The following is a 20,130-nucleotide window of genomic DNA, read 5'->3' on the forward strand; positions in this document are numbered from 1 at the left end:
CACCGGTCGCGGTCTCGCTCATCCCGAACGACGCTACGCGCTCTTGCGACGGCGCATCATCGCCTCGTACGAGCGGCCCACGCTCTGCGAGAGGATCATCAACTCCCCCACGTCCGGCGGCGTGAGCTGGTCCGGCCCGTTGTCCACGTAGAGCAGGTGCACGACCTTGCCTCGCACCAGCAGCGGGAGGATGACCGCCGTCGTCGGGAAGCCGCCGCCCAGCAGCTTGTAGAACACGGCCATCGCCGCGTCCCTGCGCACCGGGCCCACGTAGTGCGAGCGCGTGTCGCGCACCAATCGGAACGTGCTCTGCTCCCGCAGCGCCACGCCGATGCGCCGCACCGCCGACTCGCGCACGCCGGAGCCCATCCCGTGCCAGCCCGTCACCAGGCTGCCCTGCACCGACAGCAGCAGGTTGCGCCGCCACTTGCCCATCGCGAAGCGCAGCACCGTGCGCGCCACGTCCTCGCGGTCCAGGCTGCGCGACAGCTCCGCCTGCGCCTCCGCGAAGGACAGCGGCGTCGGAGGAGGCTCGGGAGGAGGCGGCGTCGGCGGCGCCACGGCCACGGGCGGCTGCGCCACCGGCGGCCTGGGAGGCTGCTGCGCCATCGGCACGCCCACCTGCACCGGCGGCTGCGCGACGGGCGGCGGCACCTGCACCGGCGGCTGCGCGACGGGCGGCGGCACCTGCACCGGCGGCTGCGCGAGCGGACGTGGAGCCTGCGCGACGGGAGGTTGCGCCACGGGGCGCTGAGGCTGCGCGACGGGCATCGGCGGCGCGTCGAGCACCTCGACGCCGGTGATGACCTCCTCTTCACCGACCTCGACGTCGACGTCGCCGTCCGCGCCACCGCGCAGGGCCTGGGCGTAGAGGGACTGGAACTCCTCCTCGCTCATCAGGTCGGGCGGCTTCTCCCGCGACTTCGCGAGCTCGACCTCTTCCCGCGAGCCGGGCTTCGGGCGCGGCCGCACCGCGTTCATGTCGATGGCCCGCAGGGGCCGGAACGCCTTGCTGTAGCGGCGCAGCAGCTGGTTCATCCGGAACTCGGGGATGACCACCGGCACCACGCGCTTGCCCGTCTTGAACGCAATCGCGTCCAGCGTCGTGAAGTCGTGCGGATTGACCACCGCGACGCTCAACCGCGTCGCGTCCACCCGCATGGGCAGCAGCTCCTTGTCGTCCGCCTGGTTGGGCGGCACCAGCTCCAGCGCCTTCGGGTCCGGCACCATCTCGCCGGAGGCGAACGCGGCGTTGTGCAGCGCGCCCAGCGTCTTCGCCAGGTCCTGCTCGGACAGCAGGCCCAGCTCCACCAGGTTCGTCCCGAGCCGGCCGCCCTGAACCACCTGGGCCTCGAGCGCCTCCTCGAGTCCCTCGGCGGTGACGAGGCCATCCTTCAGGAGCTGTTCACCCAGGCGCATGTCGGGCTTGTAGCCGCGCCCCAACCCCCTCCGCAAGCACGCCGCCGCCCTCGCCTAGTCCTCTGGATGATGACTGAGCGCGACGCGATTGCCCTCCGGGTCCCGCACGTACACCGTCCACTTCGTCTGGTGCTCCAGCGTCACGCCCGCCTGAGTAAGCTCCGACACCACACGCTCCCGCTCCGCCCGGGCGATGCGGAACGCCAGCAGCAGCAGGCCCGGGTGCTCATGGCGGAACGGGCGCCCCTCGGGCTCGCCGCTCGACGCCTCGATGGCCAGGAAGCCGCCCCCGGGCACGCCTACCCAGATGCTCCTCAAGGTGCCGTCCGGCCTCGGATGCCGGGTGAGCTCGGGAAAGCCCAGCAAGTCCCTGTAGAACGCCGTCACCCGCTCGACGTCCCTCGCCTGGATTGCCACGTGGTGGAAGCCCTGAACGTTCATGGGGGCGGATGGTATGGTCCGCCCGCCCATGGCGCGACTGCTCATCGTCGAGGACAACCACGAGCTGGCCTCCCTCATCGTCTCCACGGCCCAGAGCCGGGGCCATGACGCGCGCGCCGTGCACACCGGCGAGGCCGCCCTGGAGGCGCTCAGCCCGGGCTCCCGCTGGGACGCGGCGCTGGTGGACCTGCTGCTGCCCGACATCCGGGGCAGCGAGGTGCTCGGCGCCCTGCGCGCCCACGGCATCCCCGCCATCGCGGTGAGCGGCGTCTACAAGGGAGATCGGTTCGCGCAGGAGGCCGTGCAGATTCACGGCGCCCGGGGCTTCTTCGAGAAGCCCTTCGAGCTCATCCAGGTCCTGGAGGCGCTCGAGAAGGCCGGCGGCTTCGAGCCCGTGCCGCGCGCCCCGCCCCCGGTGGATGAAGGCGCCGCGCAGGAGGTGCTGCTCGACGACGCGGACCTCATCGTGCTGGAGGAGCTGATGCCCACCCCGGAGGATGCGGGGGAAGCAAGCTCTCCCATGCAGGCCATCCCCGACTCCGCGCCGCTGCCCGGACTGGAGAGCGAGGAGCCCGCGCTCCCCCTGCCCTTCGCCCACCGGGGCAAGGTGTGGTCCGGCGAGGAGGCGTCGCCCACGCCCGCCCCCGCGAAGACGCGGCGCGCCCTGCCCGAGTGGTCGCTCGCGGGGGACCTGAAGGACACGTCCGTCGCGCGGCTGCTCAACGCCTATTACGAGTCACGCCACCACGGCGAGCTGAAGCTGCGCCAGGGCTCCGTGCTCAAGGTCGTCTACTTCGAGTCCGGACGCATCGTGTACGCCGCCTCCAACCTGGCCCATGAGCGCTTCGGCCGCTTCTGCGTGCGCCGGGGTGTGCTCGACGAGGCGAAGCTCGCGGAGGTCGCCGCCGTCGCGAAGGAGCAGGGGCTGCGCACCGGCGAGGCGATGATTCGCCTGGGCCTGTTGGATGCGGGCCGACGCAAGCAGCTGCTCGAGGACCAGGTGCGCGAGCTGCTCTGGTCCACCTTCCCGTGGACGGAGGGCGCGTACGGGTTCAGCGCGATGCGCCCCCAGCGCGCCGACCTGGTGAAGCTGTCCGTCTTCCCGGGCGACTTGATTCTGGAGGGCGTGGAGAAGACGGAGACGCTGGTGGCGCTGCGCCAGCGCATGTCCGCCGGACGTCGCCTCTTCCCCACCGCCGACCCGCCCTACGGTTTGCACGAGCTGAAGCTGCAGGGTCCGCAGGCCCTGCTGCTCGCGTACGCCGACGGCAGCAAGACGGTGGAGGACCTGCTCGCGCTGGTGGACGTGTCGGAGCGACAGGCCCTCGCCACGCTGCGGGGCCTGGAGCTGCTCGGCGTGCTGGAGGAGCGGCCGGAGACGCCCAGCCGCCGTCACCGCATCTCCTTCGGTCTCTGAAACGAGCCGTCAGCCCTCGCGGCGACGGCGCAGCAGCCGCGCCACCGCGAGCAGGCCGAACAACGCCGCGCCCGAGCCACCCTGCGAGCAACCACAGGACGACGGCGGCTCACGGTCCAGGGTCCCCGACACGGGCACGCCCTTGAGGAACACCTCACCGCTGAAGCGGGACGAGCTCAACAGCCGGGGCCGGGCCACGTACGTCAGCGTGCTCTCCGTGTGGGCCGGGAGCGACACGCCCTCCACCGCGAAGCCGCCCTCCGTCGACTGCGCCGCGAGCAACTGTCCCGCCACGCGCACGCTGCCAGGCACCACGTCCATGCCCTCGACGTGCTCCACGTAGCGCAGGCCCGTCACGTCACACGCGGTGGTGTTGCGCAGCGCCACCACCACGCCCACCAGGCCCGTCTCCTGCCCCGCGGAGGCCTCCGTCTCGTGGCGCACGTCGACGAAGGGGGCCACGACAATCGGCACCGAGTGCACCCGGTCCGCCTGGCCTCCGCCGCTCGCACTCGCGCTCGCGGTGACGCGCAAGGTGACGGACTCGCCCACCAGCTCCTGCAGCCCCGTCTCCCGCGTGCTCAGCGTGACGCTCGGGCCCGACAGTGAATCCTCCGTGAGGGCCGGGCCGGACTCGCGCGACCACGACAGGCTGACCTCGCCGCAGGCGTCCGCGGGAATCTCCTGGGTGAGCCGCGCCGTCGCGCCCTGACCACACCGGGCCACCAACGCCTCTCCCTCCAGCTCACCCAGCGCGACCGGACGCGCCTGCGCGGTGAACGTCTCGCGCGCGCGGCCCGCCTCGACCGGCGTGGGCCCCTCCGAGAACAGCTCGCCGCGCACGGTGAAGGGCGTCTGCGAGCAGACCGCCGGGAGCGTGAAGCGCCACGCGCCGGGCACGGGGACGATGTCCGAGGCGATGGGTGCTCCGGACGCGGACTCCAGGAACATGCGCGCCTTGAGCGCATAGGCCCCCGGGCAGCGCAGCGACGTGCCCAGACGAGCCTCCGCATCCTGTCCGCCCGACAGCTGCATCGACAGGTCCAGGCTCGCGGAGGAGACGTCCTCGGGCTCTGGCGCCGCCTCCACCTTCACCAGGGACTCCGGACCCTCCAACACCGTCCCGTCCTGCAGCGACATGCGGTTGCGCACCGAGAACGTCAGCGAGGCGCTCACGCAGCCTTCGGCCGACACCTGGAGCGCGCGCGCCGTCACGGGCGCGGCCAGGTCGACGGCGACGCCCGCGTCATCGCGCACCGACAGCCCCGGGGGCACGGAGGTGCTCCCGTCCGCCAGTCGCCACACCGTCTGCACCCCGGGCAGCGCCTGCGTCCCGGCGCACGGATGCAGGAAGTCCGGACGCACCTCCACGCTCTCGCCCGAGGTGAACCGGCGGACCGCGTCGGGCGCGAAGGGCGCCGAGGGGCGTCCCCAGGGCTGCACGTCCACGCTGAACGTCGTGGGTGACGAAGGCGTCTGGCCCCGGTCTCTCGCGCGGACCTCGTACGTGTAGCGCGCGCCGGTGGCCGAGCACAGGAACTCGGGCGGCACGAAGGTGGCGCGGCCACCGTTGCCCTCGGGCACCAGGACGGGCTGTCCCGGAGGCGAGCTCCACACGTAGTCCACCGACTCGCACAGGCCCGCGCCGGGGGACGCGGTGAAGACGCGCGAGGGGCCTCCCGCGGTCGTCGAGGCCTGGGCGGGCTGCACGCGCGGCGTGGCGGGCCCCAGCGTGTTCTCGACGCGCACGTTCACCGTGGTCTGCCGGTCATGCGTGCCCAGGCCGTCGGCCGCGAAGACGGTGAGCTGCGTGGTGGTCGGCTCGCAGACCTCGGGCGCGGTGAGCGTCAGCGTCACCGCGTCCGGCCGGGGCGTGGCGCTGACATTCAACGTCGACTGCGCCGCGTCCACGGAGACCCGCACCGCGTCACCGTCGGGGTCCGTCGCGGTGACATCCAGCGTCCGCGTGGTGCCCTCCGCGATGAGGACCGGGTCCGGGATGGCGCCGAACACGGGCGCCGAGGCGTTGGAGTAGTAGATGACGTTCGGCTCGATGTTGCTCAGCGTGAGCACGCAGAAGGTGGGGTCCACGCAGGACACCTGATTGAACGGGGCCGATACGGGCAGCGACGCGCCCGCGAAGGCGGGATGGATGCGCCACGTCGTGCCCGAGTCCGCCGCGCTCGCGGTGGGCACCGCGCCCAGGACCACGGGCTCTCCATTGCCGTCGATGCCCACCGCCAGACCGAAGCCCGTCCCCCGGGCGCTGCCCTGCTCGGTGGTGACATCCACGGACGTGATGCGCACCGGCCCCGATTCATACAGGGTGACGCGCTGGAACGTGTCGTTGGGTGGAACGCCCGCCGACAGCTGCCCCCGGAAGAGCCCGTCCTCGTTGCCCAGCAGCGCGACGGGGTGGGGGCCGCTCGTGGCGAAGAGGTCCACCGTCAGGAACGGGAGCGCCGTCAGCGAGGTGGGCACGCTGAACTCCGCCAGGCGCTGGTCGCCACGCACGTAGATGAGGTTGGGCGGCCCGACGACCTGGATGAGCGCGTGCGGCACCGCGCCCGCCGTGTCCGTCACCCCCATCACCGAGGTCGCCTTGAACTGGCTCGTCTGCAGGATGCGCGTGTTCCACGGGAGCACACCGGTGCCGGACGGCGTCGCGCTCAGCACGAGAATCTCGTTCGTGTCCACGGTGATGGCCGCGTAGCTGCTCCCCGACTGCGTCTGCATCACCCGGCGCACCTCGAACACGGTGGAGGTGGGAATCTCGGGGATGAACTTCGAGTCGGGGATGCAGTTGTCGTACCCGTAGAGGGTTCCATTCGCATGCACGCCGGCGAAGCAGCCCCCGGTGGTCAGCAACGTGCCCACCGCGGGAGACAGGAGGCGGAAGGCCACCTGCTCCTCGTTCTCGAAGAGGTCGGCGCCCGTGGAGTGCGCGAGGGCCACATGCTCATAACCCCAGGCCCGTACGTCCCGGGGCTCGCCGGCCACGCCGGGGCCCACCTTCCATTCCGCGGAGGCGACCGCGGACACTCCCACGCAGAGACAGATGAGGATGCCGGCGCGCACGCGTGACTCCTAGTAGGCGAGCTCCGCCCGCAGGTAGAGCCGGTCCTGATTCTCCGACGACTCGGTGGCCAGACCCAAGCCGCTGAAGCCCAGCAGTGTGTACCCCACGGCCATCCGGAGTCGCTCATCCATCCGATAGGCCACTTCCGCCCGCACCGCCGTCAGCCGCTCCCCATCCAAAGAAGCCGTCCTGCGTGCCGCTTCCGCCGCCACCTCCACGGCGCCCACCACGCGGACGGCCGGACGCACCGTGCCGGTCCACACCCACCGCGACGATCCCCGCAACTCACTGCGTCCCGCATGCAGCCCGGCCGCCACGGAGAACCTGTCCCCCAGCCGCACCGCCGGCATCAGCGAGAGGATCTGCAGCGCCCTGTCTCCGAACGCCGAGCGCGTCCCCGGCAGCAGCTCGCGGGTGACGCCGTAGCGCGCCACCACCAGCCACGGACCGGGCCTCCAGGCCAGCGCCGCGTAGCCCTCCAGCAGCCGGGCCTCCAGCGCGTCGTCGTTGACGGTGCGCGCGAAGTCCACGCGGCCCGACGCCGTCACGTCGCGCAGCAGCTCGGCCTCCGCCGCCAGGGCCACCACCGTCTGCAGCCGGTCCACGGCCTCGGCCGCGCCTCGCTCCGGAGTGCCCTTCTCGCGCCGCAGCTCGAAGCGGCCCTCCAGTCGCAGCCGGCTCAGGAGCAGCTGGCCGAAGACGCCTCCCGCGTCGCGACGCAGCGGCGGGTCCACGTCCAGCAGGCTGCGCACGCCGCGCTCGTAGCGCGCGCCCACGCTCAAGCCGTCGAGCACCGTCTTCTGGAAGCCCACCGCGCGAGACATGCGCAGGGTGGAGGCGTCATGCAGGCCCACCTCCTCGACGAAGAGCGCGGTGCCGCTGTCGGGCAGCTCCGTGCGCGCGCCCGTGAGCGTCCGACCCGCGCCGAAGTCCGGCCCGTCGACGTCCACCGAGTAACCGCCGTAGTACACGTCCGAGCCACGACGCGACTCCACGTTCGCCCAGGCCCGAGGCCCCAGGTCCGGCCCCCACCCGCCGCGCACGTCCACGCGCGTGTCGCGGCCCAGCGCCACGTCCACGCCCGCCGCGCTGAACGTGTCATCCACCCGCCCGGGCCCCGCGCCATGCAGCGCCAGCTTCTGCCGGTGGGACGCCTGGAGCCAGAGTCCCTCGAGCAGACGGTAGCGCCCCGCGACGCCCACGGAGGTCCGGCCGCCCGTCAGCGCCTCGCCCTGCCCGACGACTTCGGCCGCCTTCAATCGGGCGTCGCGGGCCTCCACGCTCACGCCCCAGTTCGACTCCTCCCAACCCACGCTCGCGCCGACGGTGCTCGCGGAGAAGGGATGGTCGACGAAGGGCTCACGTGGATCCGCCGACTGACGTCCATCCGCGAGCAGCGACAGACGCAGTCGACCCAGGGGCTGACGCACCCGCAGCGCCAGTTGCTGGAAGCGCGCCGCGTCCAGGTGCGCGCCGTCCGAGAAGCCCCGCGCGCGCCAGCGATAGGACGCGTCCACGGTGCCGTCACCGGAGAACCCCGGACCGCGCAGCCGCAGGCCCAGCGCCTCGCCGCCCGTCGCGATGGCGCCCGTCGGGCGCAGGTAGCTCAACCCTCCATCATCCGAGACCCCGAAGAGCCCCGCGCTGACCGCGGAGCCGCGACTGGAAGCACCCTCCGCCTCCAGCGAGTAGCCACCGACACGCGCCGAGGCCCGGCCGGAGTAGAGCGTGTAGGGACGCCCCTCGCCGCGCCCCTCCCGCACCGCGGCGAGCCCCACGCGGGCGCCCTTCCACTCGGCCCACAGCTCGCCACCGCCGGAGTCCTCGGTGTCCATGGAGCGCAGCGCCGCGTAGTCCGCGACGAGCACCGGCTCCGGCGCCTGCGTCACCATGTCCGTTCGGAAGAAGGTGTCGCTCGCGAGGAACGACAGCGGCCGGGCCAACAGGATGCGGCCCGCGAAGTAGTCGATGTCGTAGTCGCGACCTCGCACCAGGTGCCGCTCCGCCAGCGGCAGGCCCGTGACGCCGTCGCGCACCTCCACGCGCAAGAGCTCCGAGCCCTCCGCCACCGACACCGCGCCCAGGTAGTAGAGGCTGCCGCCCGTGGCGCGAAGCTCCTCGTGCGCGGGCACCGCGGCGAGCCCTCGCGTCGGGTCCGTGAGGCTCCCGCCGAACGCGTCCACGCCGGCGCGGAACGCCCCATCGCGCGAGTCCGCGGACGTCGCCAGCTCCGCGTACGGGCCGAAGAGCGGCCGGTGGTAGCGGCCCACCTCGCGGTCCTGCACCAGCGCGCGATAGGTGCCCAGACCCGCGCGGCCATGCTCCGCGTGCCGGGCCTCGACGCGCAGACGCGCCTCGGTGGCGTTCGGCGTCACCGACACCGAATCATCGCCCCACTCCGCCGGCGAGAAGTCCGGGTCCGCCACGCGGTCGAAGCGCTCGGGCACCCGGGGACGCAGCCAGTCCGGGAGCTCCGCGCCGCGCAGCGTGCGTGCATCCGTGTCGCGCAGGTCCACCTCGCCCACCACGTCCACGGGCCCCAGGCGCAGCTCGGCGTGCGCGGAGCCGCGCCCTCGCAGCTGCCAGTCGCTGTTCCCCGGCGCGAAGGACACCTCGACATCGAGCAGGGCCACCGCGAAGGGCCGCGCCTCCGCCTGGATGTCCAGCACCAGCTCGCGCTCGCTCGCGCCCGGAGGGGCCAGGACCAACGGCACGGAGTTGAGGCCCGGCGACAGCGTCACGGGGAGCTCCACCCAACCCTCGGGCCCCACGAACAGGGGCTCGCTCCCGGCGCCGCGCACCAGCGTCCCCTCGCGGGCCTCGACCTTCATGCGCGAGACGCCGGTGGCCGCGCGCTCCTCACGCGCCGCGGGCAGCCGCACCGAGCCCAGCAGCTCCAGGGCCCTGGGCACCACCAACCAGCCCTCGGAGCGCTGCACGACATCGATGCGCTGGCGATACAGGCGCACCGAGCCGTCCGGCGCCGCCGCGGTGATGGTCAGCTCGTTGTCGCCCGCGATGAGTGGAACCCGCGCGCTCCAACCACCCCGCTCATCCACCTGCGCATCCGTGGAGCCCACGCGCACGCGGTCCCCCACCGACGCCTGCCCCGCCACCCGGAACAGCACCGCGCCCTCGCCGGACGCGACGCTCGCCACGGGCGGCGCTCGCTCGAAGGACAGCCCCAACGCCGACGCCGACGAGGGCCGCGTGCGCACCGCGAAGTCCTGGAGGACGACGGCGCCCCACGGCACCTCCACCGTGGCGGCCTCCGGCGTCACCTGGCTCGTCGCCGGCAACGAGCGGGCATCCACCTTGAGCCGATGACGCCCCGGCCGCAGGTGCAGCCCCCGCGTGACATCCGGCACGCGAGCATCCACGCCGGTGATGTGGAAGCGCCCTTTCGAATCGGTGAGCACCTCACGCCCCGTCGTCAGCACCAGCCGCACCTGCGCGAGGCCGGGCTCATCCGCGCCGCAGCGCCCGTCCCCATCCGTGTCCTGGCACACGCGCCCGGCGATGGTCGACGCGAGCGACGGCACGTCCATCGGCGTGCCCTGCGCTCGGGCAAGGCCCGCCCAGAACAACACCAGCAGGAGGCCCAGGCCCGAGCGTCTCACGGTCGTACCTCGGCCAGCGCCGTGACGCCGGTCTCCACATCCGCCACGGAGACACTCACGGGAGCCGCCGCGCGCACCGTGAACGACGTGCGGCCCTCGCGGACCTGCTCCGCTTCACGCGCGCCATCCGACAGCGAGACATGCACCCGCCGCCCCTCGAGCGTCTGTCCCTTCGCGTCCTCCAGCCAGTACGTCACGCGCGCGCCATCCACGAGGAGCCGCACGTTGACGGGCACCTCGGGCGCCACGCGCACCGTCTGCGTCAGCGGCTCGGGCACCAGGGGCGAATCCAACGGATACGCCTGTCCGTCCTTCGTGAGGACATGGAGCGTGCGCACCAGCCCCGTCCACACGCCGTGCGCCACCACGTGCGCGCCCGGCGCCAACACGCCCAGGGACACGGTGCCATCCGGCCCCGTCGTCAGCGGATGTCCATCCACGCGCAGCGGCTGCGAGGGCACCGGCTGGTCCGCGAGGTCGGACACGCCCGCGAACAGCTTTCCGCCGCGAGACCACACCGCGATGCGCGCGGGCTCGCTGCCCAACGGCCCCCAGGCCCGCGCACGCAGCGTCACCGACTCCTCCCCACCCGAAGCTGGCGGAGACCACGCGCCCACGAAGTGCCCCGGCGAGGTCTCCTGCGCCACGGAGAACTCACCCTCGGGCGCGTCCAGCGCCAGCATCACGCCGGGACGCGGCCGGCCGAGCGCGTCCCGCACCCCCACCGTCACGTCCACGCGCGAGCCTCGGTGTACGAGCGAGTCGGCCACGGACATCGTCAACTCCGACGCGGGCCCCTGCGCGAGCTGGAGCGCCAGACTCTCCTTGGAGCCCGCGCCACGCTGAGGCCACGCCGCCTCGATGCGCTCGTCATCCGCCAGCGTCTGGGGCGCGGTGTAGAGCCACTCCAGCATGCCGCCCGCCGCGCGGGTGCCACCCGACAGGGTTCCCCGCCGGGCCTGCGCCGTGACCTTCGCGTCCTCCACCGGCTTGCCCAAGGGGTCACTCGTCGCGCACACCAACCGCGCTCGCGACACCCCATCCGCTGGCAGGCGCTGCGGCTGGAGCACACACGCCAGTCCATCCGTGGGAGGCAGGTTCAGGTCGATGCTCTCCCGACGCACGTTGCCCGCCCGGTCCACCACGCTCCCCTTGCCGAAGCGATGTCCCGGCGGCACGACGATGGGCAACCGGAAGCGCCCATCCGGCCCCGCCGTCACCGGACCGAAACTCTCACCGGCGATTTCGATGGAGATGCGCGCGTCCTTCTCCGTCGTGCCCGGCAGGTTCACCGACGCGGCCAGCGGCACCAGCACACGGCCATAGGCGCCATGCACGGACTGCGGACTGGGCCACGCGGAGAACGCGACGAGGATGGCCACCTCCGGATAGCGCGTGTCCGGCAGGATGTATCGCGCGCGATACATGCCGGGCTCCACCCGCTCCAGGTCCGCCACCCGCCCCGTGCTCACGCGCACCACGGGCGGCGCGCCGCTGTCATCGGCCGTGCCGTCCGGCCGCAGCAGCTTCACCGTGAGCCGAGCCTCCTTGTCGCGCCCCTTCACCGGCGCGGCGGGCTCCAGCGCCAGTTGCACCTCGGTGGCCGGCGGCCCCAACACGAAGCGCGCCTGCGTCTCCAGTCCATCCACCTTCGCGCGCACCACCACGTCGCGAGCCCCCGGACGCGGCACCACGACATAGGTGCCCAGCGGCGGCTGCGCGACACCAGGACGAAGCTCAGCGCTCTCGGCTGTCACCACCGGCTTGCCCACCCACGGCACGGGCGTACCCGAGGCGTCCCTGCGCACCAGCGCCAAGGGGAAACCATCGGGCGTCACCGCCGAAGACGGTCCAAGCAGCTCGAGCGTGTCGGCCCAGGCCGAGGAAGCGCACACGCATAGCAGCAGGAGAACTGGGGGATGAAAACGGTTCAGGACGCACGGAAGTCTACAGGCTGCTTCCCCTTCGCCGAAGTTCCTTCCGCGAAACCAACACCGGCTCACGCCGAGGACGCGCCAGCCACCACGCCAACAGCATCAGCCCCACCGCCCCCGACGTGGTTCCGCTCGTACTGCACCCGAAGCCCCGCGCGTCGTCGTCCGACTCGAAGGTCAGGGATGACACCCCACTCACCTCGAGGGAAATCGGTGTGATGGCCTGCCCGGGGACCTGCTGCGAGCCCGCCGGCGACACCGTCGCGCCACACTCCGACGCGGTGCCGTACACACGGATGCGGAATGAGCTTCCTGGATTTCCGGAGATCAGCGCGGCGAGCCAGGTATTACCGCCGAGCGTGACGTCACGCGCCACGAGCGCCACGGTGGGCTTGAAACGGGACGGGTCGACAATCTCGCGTCCATCCAACCACACCCAACCGGACGTGGCGCGCTCGCCGCTGTAACCATTGTCGACACACATCACCCCGGCGCCCTTGCCGTGGAAGCCCAGCGAGACGGCGTTGGGTTGTCCCGTGGTGCGCGCCACCTCCAGCGCGGCCAGCAGCGGCGTCTTGCCGGGCTGCTTGCACACCTCCTCGGCGGTCCGCGACGGCGTGGGCGAAGCCGTCGGCGCGACGTCGCACGGGCCATCGCGTGGGAGCTGGAAGGTGAAGCTGTGCACGTTGAAGTCACCGTTCTTCGACACCGTCCACACCACGCGCACGGTGCCGTCGTCGGACACGCTCAAGTCGTTGAGGTTCTCGTTGTCCGGTGAGTTGGTGAGTTGGTACAGCGTCTGCGTGTCGATGTCGTACAGCGCGATGTCGAAGTCGCCCTTGGCCGGATCCCTCCGCTCGAAGGCGATCAACGAGCCGCTGATGCTGGGGTTCGCATCCAGGCCCGGGAGCGCGAGCCGCTGCTCGGTGCCACCGTTCACCGGCTTCCAGTAGATGTCCCGGTCCGACACACCGTCGACGGTGCGCGTGCTCGCGTAGACGACGAGATCCCCGTTGGTGTCCGGCTGGGACTCCTCACCCTCGCTGCCGGTGAGCGCCTGCGAGTAGAAGGCGTCGCCCTCCCGCCGCGCGCGCCAGATGTCGCACTGCAGCCCCTCCGCGTTGCACTTGGCCCAGACCACCGTCTTGCCATCCGGCGCCACCGCGGGCGTGCGGTCCAGCATCCGGTCATCGGTGAGCCGGGTGAGCGTGCCCTGGTCCAGATCGTAGAGCGCGATTTCAGGCTCGAGCGTGCTGCCGGTGAAGCCGAAGTCCTGCCACGCCACCGTGCGTCCGCCGATCACCGCCGCCCTGCGGCTGCTGCCCGGCTGGGGCGCCAGCTCCTTCGCCGGCAGCCCCGCGCCCACCTGGTACGTGTAGATGGCGCTGGAGGTGCTGACGCGGGTGAAGACCACCGTGTCCCCGCTGATGTCCGACACGAAGTCGAACGCGCCGTCGTTGGGGATGGCCGCGTCCTCGCCGGTCACCAGGTCGTGGTAGCGGATCTCGCTGCGGCCGCCGGACTCGTTCGTGTAGGCGACCAGCGCGCCGCTCACGTGCGGGTCCGTCTGGTCTCCGGGGCTGTCGTTCACCACCTTGGCGAACCCGGACAGCGTTCCGACTTCAGGGGTGGCGGCAGGGGCTAAGGCAGGGAGCAGGCACGTCACGAGGGACAGAGCGCGCAGCATCGGAAACCACCTTCCCGGAAGGACGCTGGAACGACAGACCCATGCCCGCACAAGGCAGCAGTGGGCCCGGAGTCCTCCCCGGAGCTGGTTCCCCACGGCAACCACGGCCGGCCTTGCTTCGGGCCCCGCGGCTTTGCGCACCAAGGCTTTCGCCCAGGATTGCCCTTGAACAGGAATGACTTCGCGGCGAAGTCTAGGGAGACCCCCTGCCAGGGGTCAAGCCGACCGCCCGCCAGGACGCTCGGGGTTTCAGGGGCTTGAATCGTTCGCCTGATTCCAGATGTCCGAGTCCGTCTTCAACGGTGGCGGGCGCGTGTCGACGATGACCTCGGCCTTCTCGCGTTGCTCGACACGTCCGACGCCCACCGCCCGCACGTCCACGGTGTTGGCGCCCTCGCGCAGCTTCACCTTGCGCTCGAAGCGTCCCTCCGCGTCGGCGAGCACGCGCACGTCGTTCACCTGCACGCGGCTGCCCGGCGTCGTCTGTCCCCGCACGAGCAGCTCCTTCTCGCGGCGCGTGCGCTCGGAGGGCCAGTCCACCTTGAGCAACAGGCTGGTGGGGATGGCCGCGGGCTCGGACGGCGCCTGTCCGGGACGCACCACGGACTGCTGGCCCGCACGGACGATGACGACCTTGCCCTGCCCCAGCAGCGTGACCTCACCCTCGCGCGTGCCCACGGCCACGGTGCCCTGGCCGTTGTTGCTCATCGTGAAGGCACCGGACTCGTGCAGCGTGGCCACCGCGTCGCTCTGCGCGGCCTTCACCTCGAAGGTGTGACGCTTGCCAGGGCGCACCACCGCGGTCGCCATACCGGTGGCGAGCAACAGGCGGGAGGCGGACTTGGTCAGGTCCTCCACGGACACCTCGGTGCCCGGCTCCATGCGGAACTCCACCGCCTCGCCGCCGATGAGCACGGCGTAGGAGCCGTCCTCCGTGCGCACCTTGTCGTGACGCCGCAGCGCCATGCCCACGGACGCCTTGCGCCACGCGCCGCTGCCCTCCTTCACCTCCACCGTGCCGGTGACTTCGGTGAGCTCCAGCTCCATCGCCTTCTCCACCACGGGCGCCGCCACGGGGATGACGGGCGGCGGCGGAGGCGGCGGCGCGGGGGGCTGGCGCAGGAAGAGGAACCAGCCCAGCGGCAGGGCCGCGAGAATCAGCACGAGGCCGACGTAGAAGGGCGTCTGGCGCCGATGGGAGCGGGGCTCGGCCATGGAGTCCTCCTAGCTATCACAGCCGGCGTGGGATGCTCAGGCCCTCGGCAGCTCCACGGTGAAGCAGGCTCCCTGCCCCACTTCCGAGCGGACGCTGAGCGTGCCTCCCGCCTCCGTCACGACTCGCCACGACACGCTCAGCCCCAACCCCACGTTGGACCACACGTCCTTCGTGGTGAAGAAGGGCTCGAAGATGCGCGGGCGGATGTCCGCGGAGATGCCCCGCCCCGTGTCCTCCACCTCCAGGACGATGCGCCCGTCGCGCTCCAGGGTCCGCATCGTGAGCCTGCGCGTGGGTGACTTCATCATCGCGGTGCGCGCGTTGGACAACAGGGCCAGCACCACCTGCGACAGGTGGCCGGGGTCCGCGCGCACGCGGCCCAGCCCGGGCGCGAGCTTCGTCTCGAGCGTCACGCCGTCGCTGAGGATCTGGTGCTCGGTGAGGCTGAGCGCGTCGCGCACCACCGCGTTGAGGTCCACGGGGCGCATGTCCGGACGCTCGCGCTGCTGGGAGAAGCGCAGCAGGTTCTGGGTGATCTCCTTGCAGCGCTTGGCGCTCTGCTCGATTTTGCGCAGCGTGTCCAGGTCCGGGTCCGCGGAGCCCCGATCCAACATGAGCAGCTGCACGTTGCCGAGGATGCCGGCCAGCGGGTTGTTGATTTCGTGCGCCACGCCCGCGCCCAGCTGCCCCACCGCCGCCAGCTTCTGCGCCTCGAGCAATTGGGCCTGCGCGCTCTTGAGGTCGCTCGTGGCCTCATCCACGCGCAAGCGCAGCTCGTCGTTCCATTGCAGCATCCGCGCGCGGGCCGCCTCCAGCTCCGCGCCCATGCGGTTGAAGGTGGTGGCCAGCTCGCTCAGCTCGTCCTGCCCCTCCACCTTCACGCGCTTGTCCAGCTCACCCCGGCCGAAGGCCTCCGCGCCCTGGACCACGTCCTCGAGCCGCCGGTTGAGCCGCCGCGTGAAGAGCGCGCCCACGCCCAACAGGACGAAGAGCGCGCCGCCGATGGAGAACAGCACCGTGCGCCGCATGGCCCGCACGGGCGCGAGCGCCGCGGCCTCGTCCACCTCCACCACCACGTCGAAGCGCAGGCCTCGCGACACGCGGGCCACGCTCACCCGGCGCGGCGGGCCCTCCAACCGGAAGCTGCGCACCACGTCCGGCTCCGGCGCGGTGGGCGCGAGCAGGTGCGCGGCGACCTCCGGCGCGAGCGTCATCATCCGCCGCTCGGGCTCGGAGCTGGCGAGCACCCGGCGCTCCTCGTCCACCAGGTCCACCCGTCCCAGCGCGCCCGGAGGACGGCGGCGCAGCGCGGCCTCCAGCGGACCGAAGACGACCTCCGCCAGCGCGAACGGCGCGTCCTCACCCTCGGCCAGCTTCACGGCGACGGCCACCGCCGCGCGCCCGCTCTCCGCGTGCACGTACGCGCCGCCGAGCGCCGCCTGTCCCTTGCCACCGCCCCGCAGCTGCTGCACCGGCACCGAGCCCACCATCCGCTCGAGCGCTGTCTCCCGGAAGCCGGGGTGACCTTCCGTGTCGCGAGGTCGGAACACGGGCGCGCCCACGGGCTGGCCTCGCGCGTCCAGCTTGAGCACCGCGCTCACGGCCTGGGACTGACCGTAGAGCAGCCGCAGGCCGCCCACCGTCTCCGCCTCCGTGGCGGCCTGCCAGTCGATGAGCTCCGCGGAGCGCGCCAGCGCGTCCACCACCTCCATGAGGGTGGAGCCCACGGCGTCCGCCGCCGCGGCGGCCTGCGTGCGCTGCTCGGCGTCGATGCGGGCGACGAGCTCCGCCTCCGCGCGCGACAGCAACAGGAAGCCGACGGCGGCGAGCGGCAACACCGTCGCCGCGAGCATGAACAGGACCAGCTGCTGGTAGAGCCTCACCCGGCGACGGAGCGTACCACCTGCTCGCGATCACTGCGCAGGTAGACGGAGCCCAGGATGGCCTTGGCGCGCTTCTTCATGTCGGCCGCCCGCCGGGCCAGCTCCGCGTGGTCCTGGGTGCCGTCCGTCATCACCGCGACGATGGACACGCTCATGATGGGGAAGCGCCGGCGCTCCCCGAAGCGGTCCTCCGCCTCGATGTGCCCCCGCTCCCGGTCCTGCCTGTCGTAGTAGAGCGGGATGATGCGGTCGAAGGTCTCGATGGCCGTCTGGCACACCCGGTCCACCGACTCCGGCGACGCGATGAAGACGAAGTCGTCTCCGGCCACGTGTCCCAGGAAGTCCCCGGCCACGCCCTCCTGCGCGAAGATTTCACGCATCAGGTCACCCGTCTGACGCACGACGCCGTCCGCCTTCGCGAAGCCGTAGTAGTCGTTGTAGGCCTTGAGGTTGTCCAGGTCCAGGTAGCAGAAGGCGAAGGGGCGACGGGCGATGAGCCGCCGCTGCACCTCGCGCTCAATCGCGGTGGAGCCCGGCAGCTGCGTCGTCGGGGAGGCCGACAGCTCCTGCTCCTTGCGGCGCAGCACGCTCTCCACCCGCGCCCCCAGCTCCAGCGCGTCGAAGGGCTTGGTGAGGTAGTCGTCGCCACCCAGCTTCAACGCGCGCACCTTCGAGGACGTCTCCGCGCGCGCGGAGATGAAGATGACGGAGATGTGTCCGCTGGCCCGCTCGGCCTTGATCTCCTCGAGGAACAGGAAGCCGTCGCCGTCCGGCAGCGTGACGTCCAGCAGGATGACGTCCGGCCTGCGCTCGCGCAGGGAGCGGCGGCCCTCGTCCAGCGAGCCCGCCACCATCACGTCGAAGCCGATGTTCTCCAGCACCTCGCGGCAGATGGCGGCAATCTTCGTGTCGTCGTCCACCACCAGCACGCGCCCGTGCGCCGGGCCCGCGCGGCCGCGCACCAGCGAGTCCACCGTGGCCAGCAGCTTGTCCGGCGTCAGCGGGCGCACCAGGAACGCATCCGCGCCGGCGCGGAAGGCGCGCTGACGCTCATCGAACGCGGAGGTGAGCAGCAAGGGCGCGCGCCGCGTCTCCGGGTCGTGCCGGAGAATCTCGGCCAGCCGCAGGCCGTCCACGTCCGGCAGGCGCACGGACACCAGCACCATGTCCGGGTGGTGCTTGCGCGCGCAGGACAGGCCCTCCTCGGCGTTGAACGCGAGCCGCACCTCGTAGCCGCGCGCGGACATCAGCGCCTTGGCGATGTAGCCCACCTCGTGCTCGCCCTCGATGACCAGCACCCGCCCCCGGCTCTCGCGCCGCTTGGGGGACTGGGCGTCGACCGCGTCGTCCGACTGCCGCAGCTCCGCGGGCGGCTCGGTGGGCAGCACCGCCATGAACCGCACGCCGTCCACGCACGGCTCGCACCAGATGCGCCCGCCGTGGGCCTCCACGATGTTGCGGCAGATGGCCAGCCCCAGGCCCGTGCCGCGCACGGTGCGGTTGGCCTTGGTGCGCGCCTGCTCGAAGCGGTCGAAGATGCGCTCCAGGCTGTCCTCGGCGATGGGGTCTCCGCTGTTCCAGCAGGAGAGCACCACGTAGCCGGGCAGGCTGGACGTGGCGTGCAGCTCCACGCGCACCTCGCCGCCCTCGGGCGTGAACTTCACCGCGTTGTTGAGCAGGTTGTTGAGGACCTGGTTGAGCCGGTTCGGGTCCGCGATGACGCGCAGCGGGTGGCGCGGCAGCCCCGGCGTCACCTTCACGCGCTTCTCGTCGAAGGCCGGGCCGTACTTCTCCACCACGCGCTGGACCAGCTCGTCCAGGTAGGCGACCTCGAAGTTCATCCGCAGCCGGCCCTTGGCGAACTTCGACAGGTCCAGCAGGTCGTCGACGATGGTGTTGAGCTTCTCGGTGGAGTCCCGCGCCAGCGACAGGTAGCGGCGCTGCCGCTCGTTGATGTCGCCGGCCATGAAGTTGAGCACCAGGTCCAGCGCGCCGGAGATGGACGTGAGCGGCGTGCGCAGCTCGTGGCTCACCATGGAGACGAACTCGTCCTTGCGCTCCTCCAGGCGCTTCTGGTCGGTGATGTCGCGCAGCACCACGCACACCCCGCGCAGCGTGCCGCGCGCGTCGCCCACCGGCGTGGTGGTGGTCTGCACGTGCCGGTCGAAGAGCTTCACCTCCTCGCGCAGCACCTGCGTGCCGCTGTACTCCCAGCCGCGCACCAGGTGGAACGGCTGGAAGCCCAGGCGCTCCTCCATCATCCGGCTGGTGTGCTCGGTGGGGTCATCCCCCACGTGCAAGAGCGTGCGCGCCGCCGGGTTCATCACCACGATGTCGTTCTTCTCGTCGGTGAGCACCACGCCGTCGGCCATGGACTCCACCATCCGCTCCATGCGGTGGCGGGCCTCCTCCTCGGCCGAGCGCAACGACTGGATGGCGTCCGCCGTCTGGTTGGCGAGCACGTCCAACAGCACGCCGTCGTCCTCGGTGAACGCGTCCGAGCGCTGGCTGAACAGCGACAGCATGCCCACCGGGCGCCCACCGGCCACCAGGTTCACCGTGAGCTGGCTGGGGTAGACGGCCGGCGCCGCCGCGTCCTGCGTCGTCGTGCCCGCCACGCGGGTGATGACCCGGTCCTCCGGCAACAACAGGCCGGAGCTCTTGCGGTACGCGCCGAGCATCGACTCCTTCACGCCGAGCAGCGCCTGCTCCCCCACCGTGCCGTGACAGCGCAGCCGCAGCGTCGCGCTGCGCGACTCGTCCGGAGCGATGAGCGCCGCGCCGCAGTCGTACGGCAGCACCCGCGCCACGGCGATGAGCACGCGGTCGATGATGTTGTCGTAGCTGGCCGGGTCATTCGCGCTCGCGCGGCTGACCTCGTAGAGGACGAACAGCGCCTCCACGCGCTGGTGGAGCTGGCGGATGAGCCGCTCCTTGTCGCGCCGCAGCTGCGTGTACTCCACCGCGTTCTTCACGGTGATGAGCAGGTCGTTCACGTCCCAGGGCTTGGTGATGTAGCGATACACCTGCCCCTGGTTGATGGCCGCGATGAGGTCATCGGGGTCCGTGAAGCCCGTGAGCAGCAGCGTGGTGACGTCGAAGCCCTCGGCGCGTGCGGTCGCCGCCAGCTCGATGCCCGTCATCTCCGGCATCCGTTGGTCCGTGACGAGCACGTCCACCGTCTCCCGGCGAAGCACTTCCAGCGCGGCGTGCCCGCTCAGGGCCGTGAGCACGCGATATCGCCGCTGGAACATCCGGGTGAGGATGTCCAGGACGTCGGCCTCATCGTCGACGAAGAGCAGCGTGTGGCGGAGTTCGGACAAAGCGGGCGGAATTGTACGTCGAGTTCGTCCACTCCCCTCAAGAACTGAGAATGCCGAAAAGAGGGGCACGCACTCCAGGTGCGCGGTGGGACACTGAACGAATTGACTCTA

At 71.8% G+C, this 20,130-nt stretch carries 10 protein-coding genes; 1 reads left to right on the forward strand and 9 read right to left on the reverse strand.

Features of this window, described 5'->3' with window-relative positions:
- Positions 1 to 33 precede the first annotated feature (33 nt).
- Together LXT21_RS39330 and LXT21_RS39335 are read right to left on the reverse strand one after the other, a co-directional pair.
- The gene (locus tag LXT21_RS39330) at positions 34 to 1,419 is read right to left on the reverse strand and encodes a GspE/PulE/PilB domain-containing protein (RefSeq protein WP_254043384.1); all 1,386 of its coding nucleotides are present in this window, start codon (positions 1,417 to 1,419) and stop codon (positions 34 to 36) included.
- 54 nt (positions 1,420 to 1,473) lie between these two features.
- A complete protein-coding gene (locus LXT21_RS39335) occupies positions 1,474 to 1,860 on the reverse strand; it encodes a VOC family protein (RefSeq protein ID WP_254043385.1) in 387 nt (128 codons plus the stop codon).
- Between the two features lie 28 nt (positions 1,861 to 1,888).
- Here LXT21_RS39335 and LXT21_RS39340 point away from each other — a divergent pair, with 28 nt between their 5' ends.
- Positions 1,889 to 3,277, forward strand: coding sequence for a DUF4388 domain-containing protein (locus tag LXT21_RS39340; RefSeq protein WP_456094094.1), 1,389 nt, complete (start codon positions 1,889 to 1,891; stop codon positions 3,275 to 3,277).
- A 9-nt stretch (positions 3,278 to 3,286) separates the two neighbouring features.
- On the opposite strand, the gene LXT21_RS39345 is transcribed toward LXT21_RS39340, so the two are convergent.
- The 7 genes from LXT21_RS39345 to LXT21_RS39375 form a co-directional block, all read right to left on the reverse strand.
- On the reverse strand, positions 3,287 to 6,355 hold the full coding sequence (locus LXT21_RS39345) for a hypothetical protein (protein ID WP_254043387.1): 3,069 nt from the start codon (positions 6,353 to 6,355) through the stop codon (positions 3,287 to 3,289).
- A 9-nt stretch (positions 6,356 to 6,364) separates the two neighbouring features.
- A complete protein-coding gene (locus LXT21_RS39350) occupies positions 6,365 to 9,976 on the reverse strand; it encodes a flagellar motor protein (protein WP_407667093.1) in 3,612 nt (1,203 codons plus the stop codon).
- Entirely contained in the window at positions 9,973 to 11,871 is a 1,899-nt protein-coding gene (locus tag LXT21_RS39355; RefSeq protein WP_254043388.1) for a hypothetical protein, read from the reverse strand. Before LXT21_RS39355 ends, LXT21_RS39350 begins: the two co-directional genes overlap by 4 nt.
- A gap of 52 nt (positions 11,872 to 11,923) precedes the next feature.
- Entirely contained in the window at positions 11,924 to 13,597 is a 1,674-nt protein-coding gene (locus tag LXT21_RS39360) for a TolB-like translocation protein (protein ID WP_254043389.1), read from the reverse strand.
- Between the two features lie 249 nt (positions 13,598 to 13,846).
- A complete protein-coding gene (locus tag LXT21_RS39365; RefSeq protein WP_254043390.1) occupies positions 13,847 to 14,812 on the reverse strand; it encodes a FecR family protein in 966 nt (321 codons plus the stop codon).
- A gap of 36 nt (positions 14,813 to 14,848) precedes the next feature.
- The gene (locus tag LXT21_RS39370; RefSeq protein WP_254043391.1) at positions 14,849 to 16,696 is read right to left on the reverse strand and encodes a sensor histidine kinase; all 1,848 of its coding nucleotides are present in this window, start codon (positions 16,694 to 16,696) and stop codon (positions 14,849 to 14,851) included.
- A complete protein-coding gene (locus LXT21_RS39375) occupies positions 16,693 to 20,019 on the reverse strand; it encodes a response regulator (RefSeq protein ID WP_254043392.1) in 3,327 nt (1,108 codons plus the stop codon). The genes LXT21_RS39370 and LXT21_RS39375 overlap by 4 nt, the downstream gene beginning before the upstream one ends.
- Positions 20,020 to 20,130: the final 111 nt, after the last annotated feature.

The sequence above is a fragment of the Myxococcus guangdongensis genome, from assembly GCF_024198255.1.
Lineage (GTDB): Bacteria > Myxococcota > Myxococcia > Myxococcales > Myxococcaceae > Myxococcus > Myxococcus guangdongensis.